General features: G+C 41.3%; 15 protein-coding genes. 6 read left to right on the top strand and 9 right to left on the bottom strand.

All coding sequences use genetic code 11. The features are described from left to right. Window positions 1-82: 82 nt before the first annotated feature. Complete coding sequence (locus QYC40_RS06225; RefSeq protein WP_301993028.1) at window positions 83-385, bottom strand: helix-turn-helix domain-containing protein; 303 nt, start codon at window positions 383-385, stop codon at window positions 83-85. Between the two features lie 180 nt (window positions 386-565). Here QYC40_RS06225 and QYC40_RS06220 point away from each other — a divergent pair, with 180 nt between their 5' ends. Together QYC40_RS06220 and QYC40_RS06215 are read left to right on the top strand one after the other, a co-directional pair. After that, window positions 566-1,474 (top strand): AraC family transcriptional regulator, encoded by a 909-nt coding sequence (locus tag QYC40_RS06220; protein ID WP_301993027.1) that lies wholly within the window; start codon window positions 566-568, stop codon window positions 1,472-1,474. A 71-nt stretch (window positions 1,475-1,545) separates the two neighbouring features. Beyond that, complete coding sequence (locus QYC40_RS06215; RefSeq protein ID WP_301993026.1) at window positions 1,546-2,208, top strand: hypothetical protein; 663 nt, start codon at window positions 1,546-1,548, stop codon at window positions 2,206-2,208. A gap of 127 nt (window positions 2,209-2,335) precedes the next feature. Here QYC40_RS06215 and QYC40_RS06210 read toward each other — a convergent pair whose 3' ends face one another. From QYC40_RS06210 to QYC40_RS06200, 3 genes are all read right to left on the bottom strand, one after another. Continuing rightward, entirely contained in the window at window positions 2,336-2,563 is a 228-nt protein-coding gene (locus tag QYC40_RS06210; protein ID WP_301993025.1) for a hypothetical protein, read from the bottom strand. Between the two features lie 12 nt (window positions 2,564-2,575). Continuing rightward, a complete protein-coding gene (locus QYC40_RS06205) occupies window positions 2,576-2,791 on the bottom strand; it encodes a hypothetical protein (protein WP_301993023.1) in 216 nt (71 codons plus the stop codon). 75 nt (window positions 2,792-2,866) lie between these two features. Beyond that, the gene (locus QYC40_RS06200; protein WP_301993022.1) at window positions 2,867-3,109 is read right to left on the bottom strand and encodes a hypothetical protein; all 243 of its coding nucleotides are present in this window, start codon (window positions 3,107-3,109) and stop codon (window positions 2,867-2,869) included. A gap of 214 nt (window positions 3,110-3,323) precedes the next feature. Here QYC40_RS06200 and QYC40_RS06195 point away from each other — a divergent pair, with 214 nt between their 5' ends. Together QYC40_RS06195 and QYC40_RS06190 are read left to right on the top strand one after the other, a co-directional pair. After that, the gene (locus QYC40_RS06195) at window positions 3,324-3,884 is read left to right on the top strand and encodes a hypothetical protein (RefSeq protein ID WP_301993021.1); all 561 of its coding nucleotides are present in this window, start codon (window positions 3,324-3,326) and stop codon (window positions 3,882-3,884) included. 322 nt (window positions 3,885-4,206) lie between these two features. Further along, window positions 4,207-6,432: a HEAT repeat domain-containing protein gene (locus QYC40_RS06190; RefSeq protein WP_301993020.1), complete on the top strand. Its 2,226-nt coding sequence runs from the start codon at window positions 4,207-4,209 to the stop codon at window positions 6,430-6,432. Between the two features lie 66 nt (window positions 6,433-6,498). On the opposite strand, the gene QYC40_RS06185 is transcribed toward QYC40_RS06190, so the two are convergent. The 5 genes from QYC40_RS06185 to QYC40_RS06165 all read right to left on the bottom strand — a co-directional run bounded on the left by QYC40_RS06185 (window position 6,499) and on the right by QYC40_RS06165 (window position 13,511). Further along, a complete protein-coding gene (locus QYC40_RS06185; RefSeq protein WP_301993019.1) occupies window positions 6,499-7,119 on the bottom strand; it encodes a hypothetical protein in 621 nt (206 codons plus the stop codon). Between the two features lie 61 nt (window positions 7,120-7,180). Continuing rightward, complete coding sequence (locus QYC40_RS06180; RefSeq protein WP_301993018.1) at window positions 7,181-8,743, bottom strand: DUF6850 family outer membrane beta-barrel protein; 1,563 nt, start codon at window positions 8,741-8,743, stop codon at window positions 7,181-7,183. 18 nt (window positions 8,744-8,761) lie between these two features. After that, window positions 8,762-9,994 carry a DUF4876 domain-containing protein gene (locus QYC40_RS06175; RefSeq protein ID WP_301993017.1) on the bottom strand — a complete coding sequence of 411 codons (1,233 nt, stop codon included), beginning with the start codon at window positions 9,992-9,994 and terminating at the stop codon, window positions 8,762-8,764. An 8-nt stretch (window positions 9,995-10,002) separates the two neighbouring features. Further along, window positions 10,003-12,855 (bottom strand): TonB-dependent receptor, encoded by a 2,853-nt coding sequence (locus tag QYC40_RS06170; protein ID WP_301993016.1) that lies wholly within the window; start codon window positions 12,853-12,855, stop codon window positions 10,003-10,005. Window positions 12,856-13,007: 152 nt separating this feature from the next. Beyond that, window positions 13,008-13,511 carry a GNAT family N-acetyltransferase gene (locus tag QYC40_RS06165; protein ID WP_301993015.1) on the bottom strand — a complete coding sequence of 168 codons (504 nt, stop codon included), beginning with the start codon at window positions 13,509-13,511 and terminating at the stop codon, window positions 13,008-13,010. Window positions 13,512-13,598: 87 nt separating this feature from the next. Here QYC40_RS06165 and QYC40_RS06160 point away from each other — a divergent pair, with 87 nt between their 5' ends. Together QYC40_RS06160 and QYC40_RS06155 are read left to right on the top strand one after the other, a co-directional pair. Next, window positions 13,599-13,805 carry a YwbE family protein gene (locus tag QYC40_RS06160; RefSeq protein ID WP_301993013.1) on the top strand — a complete coding sequence of 69 codons (207 nt, stop codon included), beginning with the start codon at window positions 13,599-13,601 and terminating at the stop codon, window positions 13,803-13,805. Window positions 13,806-13,956: 151 nt separating this feature from the next. Continuing rightward, window positions 13,957-15,084, top strand: coding sequence for a peptidoglycan bridge formation glycyltransferase FemA/FemB family protein (locus tag QYC40_RS06155; protein WP_301993012.1), 1,128 nt, complete (start codon window positions 13,957-13,959; stop codon window positions 15,082-15,084). The last annotated feature ends 43 nt before the right edge of the window (window positions 15,085-15,127 follow it).

Genomic DNA, 15,127 nt, shown 5'->3' with positions numbered 1-15,127 from the left:
GACTCATAAAAGTCAAAAAAATTGAAAAAGTATCAAGAGCCCTTCATCCTTCTATGAGGGGCTCTCTTCATATATCCCGCAACTACTTTCCTTTCGCTCTTTGCACATCTTCAATAAAGCGTGAGGTATAATAATGCTTGCCCATGATCTGAATAGGTTTAAGCAGACCGCTTTTTACCCATCGATAGTAGGTACTGCGCTCTATTCGCAAAATCCTGCGAACATCGTGAGCATCATAAAGAATGACTCTATCTCGGTCATCTCGCTTTTTTTCGCTAGTGTCAAAACCCGACCCTTCAGGCCTTCTTTGTGATTCGATATGATCAGTCAATAATGTCAACACCTTTTCAACCGAAATTTTCGTCTGAAGTAGCAAGCTCTTCATATACTATTATTTTAAATTTAAAAAATTGAATATCAACAACTTTCAATTTCAAAAAATTGAATACAATCAAACTTAATTAATAATTAACAATTTGTCATGCTGTAAGTATTAAATAAACAATAGCTTTTTGTTACCCCTGTAATATCAAAAAAATGTATACATTGCTACATTAGTGAGCACATGAACAAAAAGACAAGAATCTCTACTTATCACCCCTTAGATTTCAGATTGGTCTTCATCGATGAGTCTGAAGAACCATCAATTTTCCGCGAGCAGGTCGACCGTTTTTTTATACATTCATTTCAAAAAACGAAAGTCAATCTGCGACTGCCATTGCCGGTTCATAAAAAGACAGTATCGGATCTCATGCTCATCACGAAAGGTAGTACAACCCGACTTTCCGGAATCCAAAAACATGTACTTCGAGCGGGTGAATTCCTCTTAGTCGCTAAAGAAACGATTACCAGCACGATCGACATGTCAGATGATTTAGACGGTTATTACTGCCATTTTGCAGATGATTTCCTAGAGCATGCTCCCTTTCTTTTGGACATGTTCCTAGACCCGACTTTTCCATTAAAGCTTAATCTAACCGCGCCAGAACAGGTTAGATTAGAAACACTGTTCCATATAATGCATGAACTTTACCAACAACCAGTTGGTCAACCCGACCGATTCAAGCTTATTCCATTTTACTTGCAAACCATTCTGGCAGAGATTTATCAAATCGGAAAAAGAACAAATAGAGATATCGTTGATAAGAAAACAAAACTGACACAAGCCTTTCTGCATCTGGCCAGAAAACATTATATGGAAGCATGGCCCCTAACAAAATACGCCGATAAACTCTCCGTTACAGCAAACCATCTTAACAAAACGGTGAAGTCGAATATGCAGATGACCGCCTCACAAATCTTGAACGAAATCATCGTACAGGAAGCGAAGGTGCTACTCCTACAAACCGACCTGAATATTTCCCAAATTGCGGGACAACTGGGCTATTATGATACTGCCCATTTCGGCAAGTTTTTTCATCGTCATACTGGTTCAAGCCCATCGAGTTATCGGAAAATGATTGATTTATACTAATTACCGCGCCATTTATCGTATTAAAACGTGATGCTCGTCACTAATTTTGCGGTGTTTTAAAATTAGAGAGCATGAAATACTATTTACTTATGATCAGCTTAACATGTCTGTTGAGCTCGACATCATTTGCGCAACAGGCGCCCACAAATCTAATCCCAAATCCGCCCGTGAACATGGAAATGCTTGTAGGGGATAGAGGCCTTTCCTACCAGGCCATCATCAATAAGAAATTTCAAAGTGTCCCAAGATTAGGCGTATTCTCCGTAATGAATTTTCAAACAGATTGGAAATCATCACAAATGAATGATTATATGATTCAGGGAAATCTTACGTTTAATCTAATCAAGGGCTTAGATATTTCTTCAGGTTTTATTTGGGTTCCCTTTCAGGGAATTCGCCCATCTGCAGGAATTATGTATACCTATGCGAACAGAGAATGGCTACTGGTCGCAAATCCTCGTGTAGACCTGCACAAGAAAACTAACGGTGAGATATTAGCTTTAGCGGAATATAAGCCGCAATTAAACGAAAAACTAAAGCTATATACTCGGGTACAGGCACTTTATACACAAAATTTACCAGACGATTACCATGCCCGAAGCTATATCATGCTAAGAGCTGGTCTAACCATTAAAGATGTTACCTTCGGCGTCGGCGGAAATTTGGATTACTACGGGCCGCAAAAAACACGCGACCACAACATTGGTGGGTTTGTCAATTTCAACCTTTTCTAAAAACAGGAAAGCCATCAAAAAAAACAGAACAGGATGCTACTGCCTAGCATCCTGTCTTATTATTTACTATGAACAATCATTCATAGAAAACTACACACAAATATAGAAAATGGATATTCTATCAAATTTACATAGGCGGGTTTGCTGGACTGATAATAATTGAATCTGCCAAGCCATTGCTGTCAGTAAGAGCGCTATCACGCATGGACGTATCACGCTCATCTAACATCGTATCCGGATTAACAGGGTCTACTTGCCTATGATTATCATTCGCTGGATTGTTACATGAAAGGATACTCAGCATTCCGAGCCCCAATCCGAGCATCAGCAAACCATTTCTTTTAATTAAGCTCATTAATACTCCTATCTATAATTTTTTATTTGGTTTTTTAGGCTCCTTGGGATACACCTCTGGATCAGGCATCGTATTCAGCTGATCAAGCTGCGGATCTACTCCAGCCTCCCCATCTGCTTCCCGATTCTTCTCACGTTTTTCCACCACCGAAGTTAATGTCTTCTGCTTCTTAGGATGCCTATCCTTATCCACTATCCCTACTTTTTCACTTTCATTCTTCGTAGCCATAACTTTTATCAATTTACGAATTGAACACTTCCTGTAGGAAATAGTTCATTCAAATTCAAAATCGCATGCACATCCCTAGTCATGCCCCTCTGTTTTCACGATTTTGTTATAAATTCCAAATAATAAAAAAGGTGCCACCCATTGTCCCACAAATAAAGCATCGTGATTTCTTTTGCAGCATTTCAATACAGCCGCGCCCAACATTGCTGAAACGCCTAAACACAGATAAAACTTCGAAGGGAGTTTTGCGGTTTGGCTTTCAATCTTTTTAGTCATCTCACCTTCTTTTAACCCGGGATTGTTCGTTAAATCTTCCATACTTTTCTCATTTTAAATATTACCTACTCTTGTTAACTTGTACAGTTATTGGAAACCTCGCAGTTTAATTCGTTGAAATCATTATGAATTCCCGTATTTATTTCAGCTTCACCGTTAAAACCGCTTTATACCTAGGTATTTTTCGAAATAACATAGGTATTAAATTCCCTTAACTATTTCATTCGCTGGCTGTTCCCTTTAAAAACAAAGTTCGATGAGAAAGATTAAAAATGACGCAAGTACTAAACTAGGTTTAATACTTGCATTTGCAGCCCTTGCGGATAATCATAATCCAAATAGACCCAATCGAGGAAGCGAAGAAGAAAATGATAAACTTCCGAATGACATTATTCCAGAAGCAGACAAACGACCACAACCCGAGAACCGCGACGAAGACCAGCCAGAAATCGACGAAAATAATCCACCGGTGAGTCCCCGTGACATGGATATGCCCGCTGAAAGTGTAGAACAAATTGAAGAGGAAGAAATAACACAATATCCCGACGAGGAGTATGCAGAAGAAGAAGAAGAAGAAGATGAGGAGGAGGAGGAAGAATATAGCGGGACTAATCCCGAATCATCAGCAAAACCAAAAACATTCGATGATCGCGATTTCAATAACGACAGAAACGAGCGTAGAAATCAACAAGACCTTTTCGAACAAGAAGAAGAGGAAGAGGAAGAAGACGATATGTTTGACGACGATGATTACCGAGACAATCCAGCCGGCAACAGCGAACTCGATGACCGACAACGCGGAAAACTTGATATATAGGTTTTAATAGACATCAGACATTAGACATTAGACATTAGATTTGAGACGTAAATAGTTAGTAGTTAGTACTTAATATTAAGACTTATGGACGCACTTATGCGTCATAACCCAATCCCGCAAATACTTAAATCCTTTGCTGGTTTATGATAATTTCCTTATCCTTTTTAAACGAAAAGTTCAAAACAAAAGCATTCGGCGATTGGCAGAGACGGTCTAAGTATTAAATACTAACTACTAAATACTATCCAAATCTTTACACATATATTATCATTTCATTAGGTTTTTATTGCATTTTTGTAATGTGCAAACGAAATGATTAACAATGTTCTTAAAAAAAATTAAATCTACCCTAACCTTTGCCCTGGCAATCTCAGCGCTAGCAGCAACAGGACAAGAAATTGAAAAACCAAACATCTCGTCGAAAACAAGCTTCGCTATCGTCGTGGATAGCAAAACATATCAGGCAGTAAAGGAAGAAATTGCTGCATATAAGAAACTTGTAGAAAAGGACGGACTTGGAACATATATTATACATGCGAATTGGGAGTCTCCTGACAAAATCAGAGAGATTCTAAAAGGATTGTATCAAAATAAAAAAGCTCCATTGGAGGGGACAGTATTTGTCGGAGAAATTCCAATCCCAATGATTCGCGATGCGCAGTTTATGACTTCAGCATTGAAAATCAATCAGAAAATCAGATGGGATAAATCATCGGTACCCTCAGACAGGTTTTATGACGATTTCGATCTGGAGTTTGATTATCTTAAACAAGATACAGCAGCATCAAGAAAATTACTGCACTATTATTCGCTCAAAGCGGAATCTCCGCAGTTTTTGGAGATGGATATTTATTCCGCGCGCATTAAGCCGCCCGTTGTCGAAGGCGAAGATCGAGTTCAGAAGATTAAAGAATACCTGACACGCTTGGTAACATTGCGTAGTAAGGAATACCCTTTGGACGATATGATTGCATCTTATGGGCATGGCTATAATTCAAATGCAGTAAACTCCATCACGGGCGAGGCTATCGCTTTGAAAGCGCAGATGCCTCAGCTTTTTAAACCGGGAGGATCAATCAAATTCTTGAACTTTCGAAACGCAGATTTCATGAAGTTCAACCTCCTGTCGGAATTGAAACGCGATCAGATCGATTTCGCATATATGACAGGCCACGGAACATCTACCCTACAACTGATCAATGGTTATCCTTATGTTTCTAGTCCGCAACCTTCCATGGAGAATGTCGCAAGATATTTACGTTCTAAAGTTCGCAATGCGAAGGATGACGATCGCGACGTCGAAAAAACGATAGAGGGCTTCAAGAATTCTTTGGGGGTATCGGATAAATGGTTTGCCGATGTTTTCGATCCGAAATCAATTGAAGCAGACTCTATTTATAACATCAACCTGGACGTGCAGATTGATGACCTAAAAGATGCTGGCATCAAAGCAAAATTAGCCTACCTAAACAGCTGTCTGACCGGTTCATTTCATTTGGACAATTATATTGCGGGCTACTACCCTTTCTCCAAAAACGAGAATATCGCCGCCATAGCCAATTCCGTAGGTGTACTGCAAGATTTATGGCCCACCGAGATGATGGGACTATTGAAAGATGGTTACCGCGTTGGTAATTGGTTAAAACATATTGCCTACTTGGAAACTCACATCCTTGGCGATCCCACTTTCCATTTTGCGTCAGATAAAGCAAAGGAATTAAATGAAGCTACCGTATTAAATCAATCAGCAAGCTATTGGAAAAAAGTATTAAACGAGAATAATGCTGATTTGCAGTCCTTAGCTTTAAACAAATTGACAAACATACTTCCAGAAAAAGAGGTATCACCGATTTTGAAGGACTATTATTTCAATTCGGCATTTGAGCCTACGCGTATGCAGGCATTTCAATTGCTGCGCCGATTTGAAAACAAAGACTATCAAGATGTATTGCACGCAGCAAAAGGCGATTCATACGAATACATCCGCCGCCGCGCCATATACGACTTAACGGATTTCGGTTCAGACGATTTCACGAAAGATTTAATCGAATTCTACATCAATGATCCACATTCCGAGCGTATCGCCTATCGCGCGCGCTGGGCGCTGCAGTTTATCAATCCTGATCTCGCAAAACAACATGTTGACGCTTTGATCCGCAATAATCCGGCAGTAGCTGGAGCTGATGTCTTAGCAAACAAATTAGACAAAGATTTAGATTACTATAAAACGAAATCTGATAATCTTTTGAAAGCGATTCAAAACCCTGAATTATCAGAAAAAGAAAAGCTAAGCGAGCTGACGAGTTTGAGATTGTACAGACATCATAGCGTAGTTCCTGCGGTTATAGAAGTCGCTAAGGACAATAAAAATTCCGATATAGTACGTACGACCGCTTTAGAAGCATTAGGATGGTTCACCCTCTCCTATCAACGCGATGCGATCGTGGAGGGTTGTGAGGCTATATTAGGCTCACAGGCTCCGGATGCCGTGAAGAAAGAAGCGTTAAAAACCAAGAATAGAATTCGCGCTGCTTCGCATAAGATTTAGCATTTAATAATAACAGAAAAAGCCGGTTCCTTTCGAAACCGGCTTTTTCTATTATCATTAAGTCTATTAATGATTATGATCCAAGGGAGGCGTAATCATAATATGTGCTTTATAAGTTCCTTCGTCCATTAACCAGGGCATTCCAATATTGTTCCCCTTATTTGACATACCGTAATCTGCAGCTTTAGCATAGGGTACATAGATAACATAACGGCGCTTCGCTTCTCCGATTTCACCAGTTTCAGGATTCAATTTATCGGCAGGGCCCCAGTAACCGTAAAGCATACTCGGCGTTTGTGGAATTGCTAATTTGCCAGCTTTAAATTCGGCTTCGCGGATCTCATCACGCTGCTTGCGCTTGCCTTCTGCTGTCAATTCACGCCCTCTCGCCATAAAAGGCTCCAAGCTTTCTGGATAGCAGTATGCGTAATAAACCGACATTTTATAATCCGGAGCTAAACAAATGTAGCCGTTAGAACCCTCACGAAGCGTAACAAACTTCCCGTCTTGATCATATCCTAATACCTTAGAACCGGCACGAAACTCTGCAGGCGCTGCTTGCTCCGCAATTTTAATCTGTACCTCCGCCGGCAATACCGCTCTTGGTTTAACTTCTTTTGTCTGTTGTGCTTGCGCATGGATCGCTAGCGCTGCGAACAGCACGATCAAACTCATCAATCTTTTCATCTTATTCTTTTTTTTAAATATAAATCCTTGCTATAATTACAAATATAAAGCCTTATTTAGATTAAAACGTTGCCCCTATGCTAAAATTAAAATGCTTTCTATCCTTGAATGTATAACTATTTGTTTTGACCCATTGGAGATTACCCTTCAAAAAAACCTGTACGTTTGAGTTCGAACGCAACTGCTGCGAATAATAAATCGGCAGTTCAAATTGCTGATAATCCGCCTTATAAAATTGGAAATTACGTTGCTCTAAATCCATTACCGGCAGCGTCTCTGCAGCAGACCCGGAATATTCATAAGCTGCATCCATATTTTTGCTCAATAGCATACGGAGACCGATGGACAGTTGCGATTTTAAATTGGCAGACAGCGAAAACAATTTATGCCCCTCCAGACCATATCTCATATTCTCCGCAAACATTTGTGATGCAGGAATGAGATAGCGATCATCCAACTTGTTATATGCTAAACTTGCGGCCGCCTTCCAATTATAGGCATCTCCCGATTTGCGTAAAAGCTCATAACGTCCGGAAATTGCTTGACGTTCGTACTTTGAGCGTACGCTTTGAAATCTGGTGTAAAAACCTTCACTGTCAGTTCCACTGATGAACTCATTGATATACTCAATACCATTCATATTGGAATATAGCAGATCAGCCTTAAGACCCTGTAAAAAAACTTCACCGTCATGTTGAAGTTGTATGCTGGCATCCCATTTCTTCAATAATATTGAACCACCAGGTCTTGGGTTCGAGAAAGTAACGTTCGCATCTTCGGCTTGTACCGTATAGTTTGCACTCAAGAAGGTCTTGATTGCCCCTTGATACTGATATTGTAAGCCTCCCCCAAAGGCATCTCCTTGATAGTTCATCGTACGGCCCGCCCCTAGGGCGCTAATGGAATTCCCTAAGCCCAACAAAGCAAAATATCCTTGCGAAATATGTGCTACAGCATTGGAGTTATTTGCCTCTTCCTTAAAGTTCTTATACAAGAAGTGAGCACCCAAGTGATGTTGATCATTAAGGCTATAGCTTAAACTAGGTTGCAGATCAAGCTGGTAATAGCGATTGACGGTACGGATGTCGCGCTGCTTTGCGCCCGACGAGGCAATAAAGTTGGCTCCTAAGCCTAAATGCAGCTTCTCGGCAATCGGTGCACTGGACGCCTTAAACCCGATCTTGTAGTGCTGGTTCAGCCAGTTTGATGCATTGGTATCCGCTGTCACATAGGGCATTTCGCGGAACGGATCGATCAGCGATGCATTATATTCCGCATTGCGAATGCTATTTCGGGAATAATCAAAATATCCCTGCAGATAGCCTTTCTTTAAATATACATTCCCGCGGGTATAAAGATGCAGATCCCCTATGCTTTCTCCAGCTTGTGGACGGCGAAAATTACCCGAAGTCCTTTTATAACCCGCCGCTAGGCTGGAATGCTGCTTCGGTTGATCAAGCTGTAGACCTGCTGCGTTCAGACTATGCTCCCACTGTAAATATTCTATTTCCTGCTCCTGTTCGATAATGGAGTGATTTCCCTCCTGCCCAAGGCTTGGCAGCGCCCAAGCGAAAAAAGCGGATAAGGAAAGTGCTTTATATAAATTGTGATATCGTAAACTCATGTTGTTTTGCTTAGCTTTTTATTTTGCAGTTGACCAACTAGGGATGCCCGCACCATAATGACGAAACTCCGGTGTTACAAGCCGTTCGAAGTCTTCGGAACTATTATTCGTATCTTGCAATATCGGACGACCGGCACTGTCTACGCCCGATTTCTTACGTCTCACACCTTTTGAATTATACGTTGCCCCAACATAGGTCATCCCCGCATCCAATAAAGATGGTACGCGCTTGGCAGTAATCATATTTTCATTCTGTCCACATTCCACAGCATCCATTATGTAAGTCAACGGTATTTTCGCATAGAGATTCGCAGAGCTTGTCGCTAGGTTTCTCGTTTGCAATGATTTGTTGTTGACCGGATCGTAGCGATCTCCTTCCGGTATGCGGAAGATAACGTAAGCTCCACCCATTACGGAGGTCAAATACTGTGGTAGGCTTCCTTTCCCTGCCAATCCGTTGTAGAAGACATGTTGCATATCCGCGGCAGGCTGATCTGGGAAATTTGCATTATTCATATTGAATTCGAATTCAGAAGTCGAACAGTCGATCGGCGATTTCGGGTTATATTGTGCTAACTGATGATTTGCTGCAAACTGCGCTATACTGAAGGATTCTCCGGGCGCTAAAGGATAATCCTTTCCTTTTCCCGGTATCTTCCAGATGCGCTCTGCATAGGCATATTTTCCCGCATCAGTCTCCGGCCAAACCGGCAAGTTTACAGTGGCAGCGCCCGGTACTAAGTTAGCGAAATGTAGACCATCAAGATAGACCGTTTCATCGGAGTTATTGATGATTTCGTAAAATTGATTACGGAAGTAAAAGGGTTCTGTACCTGCGTAGAATAGCTCACTAAATGCCAACGGCCCCACAGAGGCTCCATCGACATCAATGCTCAGTGACTCTCCGTCTTTTACAACGAGATAGTTGACCTTACTCCCAATTAAATAAAAAGTTTTTCCATCCTGCTCCACATTGCCCGTGATATTGATTGAATAGGTCCCGGGTATCAATTTTTCGATTCGATTAACCCCATCTGTCATTTCCTGTTCGATTCGATAGCCCTCGGTAAAATTTTCTAAAACTACTTTCAAGCCTTCGGTACGCTCGATTCCTTCAGCAACAGGGTTCGCCGTAATATTCAACGTCATAAAGGCTATATCATCGGTATCGAGTCCATTATCTATTCGGCTACAGGAACTAAATAAGCTCGCTGCAGCCAATAATCCATATAAAGTATATTTTCTGTTCATGATAGGCATTATTTAATGGTAAGACCAAGATTCAACCCAAAGAAGAAAGGATAGCTCGCATTTCTGCTGATGTATTGCGTCTTGATACGATCAGACCGGTGATTCGGATAAGATCTGAACATATTGTTCGCGAAGAATGATACACGCATAAAGTCTCTAATCTCTTTGGTGATATTGATATTGAAGTTAAAGAAGCTAGGAAGACTCTCTACCACTTCGTATGGCCTGGTAACTTTACGCATAATAGATTTGAATTCAGCCTCGTCTTTCTTATTTACGTCAAAGTCATAAACTTGACCGTCATACTTGCTGATGTAGTTCGTCGGAATCGAATCATTTCCATAAACGGTCCAATCCGATTCTTGCCATATTCCTTCGGCGGTCAAAGTAACCACTAATCCAATAGAAGGGATATTATGCGTAGCACGAATAGAGGTATTCAATGCTTTGTCGTAACCAACTTCCATATCTGCTGCATACAATCCGATATGCGTCCTGTTTGTCGCACCAAGACCGCTTTCTTCATCATAATAATTATAATTCGTCGTAAATGATTTACGCCATAAATAGATACCATTGATACTAAATTCTGTACGGATTGCGTCAATTCGTTTCAAATGCAATTCCATCTCAACTCCTTTCTTTTGGAAACGACCTGTATTGTTTGGCATCGAATATTTTGCCAATACCGGATTTGAGGTCCCAACCAACGATGGGGAATTGGCGCTCGCACGCTTGTATTCTACGTAGTCTACCGGTTGGAAAGAGTTAGGCATATAGCTAAAACTATATCCGTCGATCAGCTCCTCTTGGAAGCCCGTAACGCGTAATAAGGATTTCCCGATGTTCAGGTCGAAGCCAACTTCTGCCTTCTCATTCTTTGCAATCTTAAGATCCGCATTCTGAGTATTGAATACTCGTGTGGTTGTCAAGAATAAACGCTCTCCTTCAGGGATGCTCGTGCTTGTTAATTCATTCAGGTTGACATATTCAAAATAGGCGCGCTCTGGATACAAATACATTAAGCTTGGTCCCTTCGCTAACAAGCCGTAGCCCCCGCGCAGGCTCAATACGCGTGGTATAACATCGATGGTCGCATTGATACGTGGAGACAAGGCTGACTTGCCTTCGCTGAACAAATCATAGCGTAAGCCCGCTTCAATGTTTAACTTATGTTCACCCATATGGGCAGTAAAATTTTCTTGTGCAAATAATCCGAACTGCTGTAGCGCCGGAATCTCACGAAATGTGCGTCTTCGGAAGGTAGCATTTGGAACTTGAGATGGTCGCACTGGCGGCAGGGAATCAATAAATTGCTTGCCATCGCCAAAGTTCTTATCTAATTTAAAATCAGCTCCTAAGAACCACTTATGTTCAGTGCTTCCTACTTTATTATAAAATGAAGCAATTGCCTTTGCAAACCCAGAAAATTCACGCCCGTCAATATTGTATTTACCAACATAAGTTGAAGGGAGATATAAAGCATATAAGTTTTCTTCGCCGGCTGGGATATGGGTTATCTCATTGCCATCCACATCATAAACCGGCACGCCCGGTCTGTTTGATAAGACTGCACCGTCCGTGTAAGTCATAGAATATGGGCCGGTCGCATTGTTTTGTTGTGCGGAAAGATAAGAATCTTTATTTTGATGGCTCCCGTTCAGCGTGTAGCGGATATTCTTCAGCCATTTCTCGTTAAAGTTTAGCGTTCCATTGGTATTCAATGTAAAGCCAACTTCCTTTCCATATGATTCTGTCAAGGTACGGATATCGTCCGGATTAGGGTCTCTCTTATTCTTTCCATAATTAAATGCGAAAGAGCTGTTGGTGGAAAGTCTATTTTTGAAAAATTGATTACTATATAGCGTGTTAAAGGTTGCTCGTTGATACGACACATAAGCCTCCTCGGGCTTGGTCACATTATAGCTGTAATCCGCGCCTAAATTTATTGCGCCTTTGGATTCTGCTAATTGTATACCCTGGTTCATGGTTATGGAATACAGATTAGGATTAGTTCTTGCTTCCACAATAAGGGGTTGTTTACCCGCTTTTTGATTAACTATAACTGCTCCTGATGCCACATCACCATATTCAACGGAAGGTATTCCGCGGATTACTTCGATAGACTCGATGTTTTGAATCGGAATGTTGCGCACGTCAATCCCCCCTGAAGGAGCTGCTCCACCCGACATAGACGACGAACCGCCAGAGTTAATAGTGTTCATCACCTGCAGATTCGCGTTATTCGATGTAGGCGCGCCATTGACGATAATGGACGTACCGAAGGCATTAAATTCATTGGCAGCCTGTGAATTTCGATTCCGATTATTACTTTCGAAATTACGAATCTGTATTTGCTTAGCATTAGTTAAATCCGGATTCGAAGCTCTTGCCCCAGGCATTAAGCTCATCACATCCGCTAAGCTGTTCGCCTGCAAATGTTCAATTGCCGATCGCCCAATGACTGAGCTGGTGGCTAGGTTCTTCTTTGAAGCCTCTGCCGTAACACCAACTTCTTCCAAACGAAAGGAATTATCCTTAAAAACCAACTGAATATCTTGATTCCTAGATAAGGTAAAAACGGTATCAACAGAAACTTTCCCCACATACTGCCCCTGCAAGCTTACCCTCCCATAAGGAATATCCTTAAATTCAAATCGGCCGGAACCGTCTGTCGAAAGACTGACGCCCATATTTTGAATACTAACTGTAGCCTGTCGCAAGGGGCGTAATTGCCCATTGACAGTTTCGTAGGCTGTACCGGTAAGATTTGCTTTTCTCTCTTGAGCGGCTAGGTGATAGGAAGAAAAAATACTAAAGCAAGTCCCGATTATTCCGAGCGTAATGGTATTAAATTTCATCTGCAAAAATGCGAGTCTAAATCAATAAATGTTTTTCGGACCGGTAGAAATGAAGTAGGTCCCTATATTTCAATGGCAAATATAGCTGTTTAGAATCTTTCTAAACAAATTAATTTCATAAAACTGTGTTTAAGATACACATTTGACACTACTTATCGGCGACTTCCATTCAATCGATAGATAGCTAATTCTTCAGCGCCTTCGAGATAGCGCTCATAGTACACAAAACCAAGCTTCTCAAGCAACCTGATCGAACGATGGTTCGCGGGCATGACAATCGCTTGAAGAACTAAATCAGGTATTCTTAACGATAACTCCTTGATAAAAGCACACACCGCTTCAAACGCATAGCCTTTTCCAAAATATGCGGGTAAAAATGCAAAACCTATGTCGGGATGTTCTTGGTTATCGCGATATAGAAGGGTAACAACACCAATCGGCTCATAGTCTGCCTGCGTCCTAACGACATGATAGAAAAACTTGTCCTTCTCAGAAATCCATTCAATATAACGTAGTGAATCTTCGAGATCATGAACCTCTTTATCACCGATAAACTGAAGCCAGCCAGGGGTATTCAGCAACTTATGAATAAAAGCTGTATCAAATACATCCAATGGACGCATGTCTAATCTTTCTGTCTGTAGCTTGATAAACATATTATAGATAAGATTAAATTTAGGAAAGAATTCCATAAATGGCGCTAATTTGTAAAGCTTCGTTTATTTTTGTAAAAAACAAATAACATGAGCGAAGGAAATACGAGAGCGAATATTAAACCCGGGATGATCGTGAATATCATTCTGAAAAAAGATCAGCGTAGCGGTAATTTGACCGAAGGCGAAGTCAAAGACATCCTCACCTCTGCGCCCTACCATAGCCGTGGAATTAAAGTACGATTGACCGATGGCTCTGTGGGACGTGTTGCCGAAATCATCGAAGAAGACTTTTAATTTGTCCAAAAATTCTCCTAATTCTGTTATTTAGCCAGTTTTAACAAAGTCCTGACAAATGGAGACACTATTCTCCTTTTTATTGGCTATGTTTGCCGCTTTTGGCCTGTTCGGTAGTTCCGAAGGGCAAGGATTTAAGTAGCATATAATCATGGTTGCAGATTTACAGGAAAAGGAAATCAAAGATATTTACAGAACGTCGATTATTCAACAAACCGCATATTGGTCGAAGGTCAAGTTGTTGCAGGGGGTAGAAACCTCAGCATTCAACTTTAAACTTGACCCTGCAGACTTGGGTATTGAACAATATCAATCTGACGCATTCTTTATAGGCGACTTACTGATTATTCTGCAGAAACTGGATGCCGAACATTGCATCGCCTACGTACCTTACGGCCCGGAAATAGAGCCTGCCGAAGATATGCAGGGATACTTCTTAGAGCAATTGTCGGAAGCATTACGAACCTTCCTACCTCCTACCTGCATCATGATTCGTTACGACTTGTCCTGGCAATCTCTATGGGCAAAAGATGATGATTGTTATGACCTGCATGGAAACTGGTTAGGAGCACCGGACAAGCGATTGCAAGAAATCCGACTAAACTATAGCACCGAGCACTGGAACCTTCGAAAAGCCAATACGGATATCTTGCCCTCCAATACCATTTTTATGGATTTGAAAAAGGATGAAGAAACGCTATTGGGCAGTATGAAACCGAAAACACGCTATAACATTAACCTTGCTGCTCGAAAGGGCGTAAAGATCAAGTCGCTTGGTCTAGATAGCTTGGATATATGGTACGAGCTCTATCGGCAGACGGCACAACGCAATAACTTCGTATTGCATGATATCAATTACTTTCGTATTGTGCTAACGGCAAGAGCCAATGACACCCAATCCCCAGCCGATGTGTACCTCTTGATTGCTGAAGTCGATGAGCAACCATTAGCGGCTATGTTTCTTGTTGTGACAGGTACAAGAGGAACCTATCTATATGGAGCCTCAGCAACCGAAAACCGCAATTATATGGCAACCTATGCGCTGCAGTGGAAAGCCATGCAGATTGCTAAGGAAAAAGGCTGTACAGAATATGATTTCTTTGGGATCTCACCTCAGGCTGACCCCGCACACCCTATGTATGGACTGTACCGTTTCAAATCCGGATTTGGTGGACAAATATATCATAGAATGGGCTGCTGGGACTATCCGCTAAATAAGGACAAGTATGCCGTTTATGCGTCCATGGAGTTTAAGAACCAAAGCTACCATTTGAGCTAAACTCATTGAATCCAAAGAAGCCTCCTTTCGCAGCCTAGTTTTA

Source organism: Sphingobacterium sp. BN32 (assembly GCF_030503615.1).
Taxonomy (GTDB): Bacteria; Bacteroidota; Bacteroidia; order Sphingobacteriales; family Sphingobacteriaceae; genus Sphingobacterium.
The sequence above is the reverse complement of the archived record's forward strand: the minus strand, read 5'-3'. Positions and strand labels throughout refer to the sequence as shown.

What these genes read in the sequence shown, in the direction of transcription:
- QYC40_RS06225 (WP_301993028.1), bottom strand. Translation starts at nt 385, where the DNA reads ATGAAGAGCTTGCTACTTCAGACGAAAATTTCGGTTGAAAAGGTGTTG.
- QYC40_RS06220 (WP_301993027.1), top strand. Translation starts at nt 566, where the DNA reads ATGAACAAAAAGACAAGAATCTCTACTTATCACCCCTTAGATTTCAGA.
- QYC40_RS06215 (WP_301993026.1), top strand. Translation starts at nt 1,546, where the DNA reads ATGAAATACTATTTACTTATGATCAGCTTAACATGTCTGTTGAGCTCG.
- QYC40_RS06210 (WP_301993025.1), bottom strand. Translation starts at nt 2,563, where the DNA reads ATGAGCTTAATTAAAAGAAATGGTTTGCTGATGCTCGGATTGGGGCTC.
- QYC40_RS06205 (WP_301993023.1), bottom strand. Translation starts at nt 2,791, where the DNA reads ATGGCTACGAAGAATGAAAGTGAAAAAGTAGGGATAGTGGATAAGGAT.
- QYC40_RS06200 (WP_301993022.1), bottom strand. Translation starts at nt 3,109, where the DNA reads ATGGAAGATTTAACGAACAATCCCGGGTTAAAAGAAGGTGAGATGACT.
- QYC40_RS06195 (WP_301993021.1), top strand. Translation starts at nt 3,324, where the DNA reads ATGAGAAAGATTAAAAATGACGCAAGTACTAAACTAGGTTTAATACTT.
- QYC40_RS06190 (WP_301993020.1), top strand. Translation starts at nt 4,207, where the DNA reads ATGTTCTTAAAAAAAATTAAATCTACCCTAACCTTTGCCCTGGCAATC.
- QYC40_RS06185 (WP_301993019.1), bottom strand. Translation starts at nt 7,119, where the DNA reads ATGAAAAGATTGATGAGTTTGATCGTGCTGTTCGCAGCGCTAGCGATC.
- QYC40_RS06180 (WP_301993018.1), bottom strand. Translation starts at nt 8,743, where the DNA reads ATGAGTTTACGATATCACAATTTATATAAAGCACTTTCCTTATCCGCT.
- QYC40_RS06175 (WP_301993017.1), bottom strand. Translation starts at nt 9,994, where the DNA reads ATGAACAGAAAATATACTTTATATGGATTATTGGCTGCAGCGAGCTTA.
- QYC40_RS06170 (WP_301993016.1), bottom strand. Translation starts at nt 12,855, where the DNA reads ATGAAATTTAATACCATTACGCTCGGAATAATCGGGACTTGCTTTAGT.
- QYC40_RS06165 (WP_301993015.1), bottom strand. Translation starts at nt 13,511, where the DNA reads ATGTTTATCAAGCTACAGACAGAAAGATTAGACATGCGTCCATTGGAT.
- QYC40_RS06160 (WP_301993013.1), top strand. Translation starts at nt 13,599, where the DNA reads ATGAGCGAAGGAAATACGAGAGCGAATATTAAACCCGGGATGATCGTG.
- QYC40_RS06155 (WP_301993012.1), top strand. Translation starts at nt 13,957, where the DNA reads ATGGTTGCAGATTTACAGGAAAAGGAAATCAAAGATATTTACAGAACG.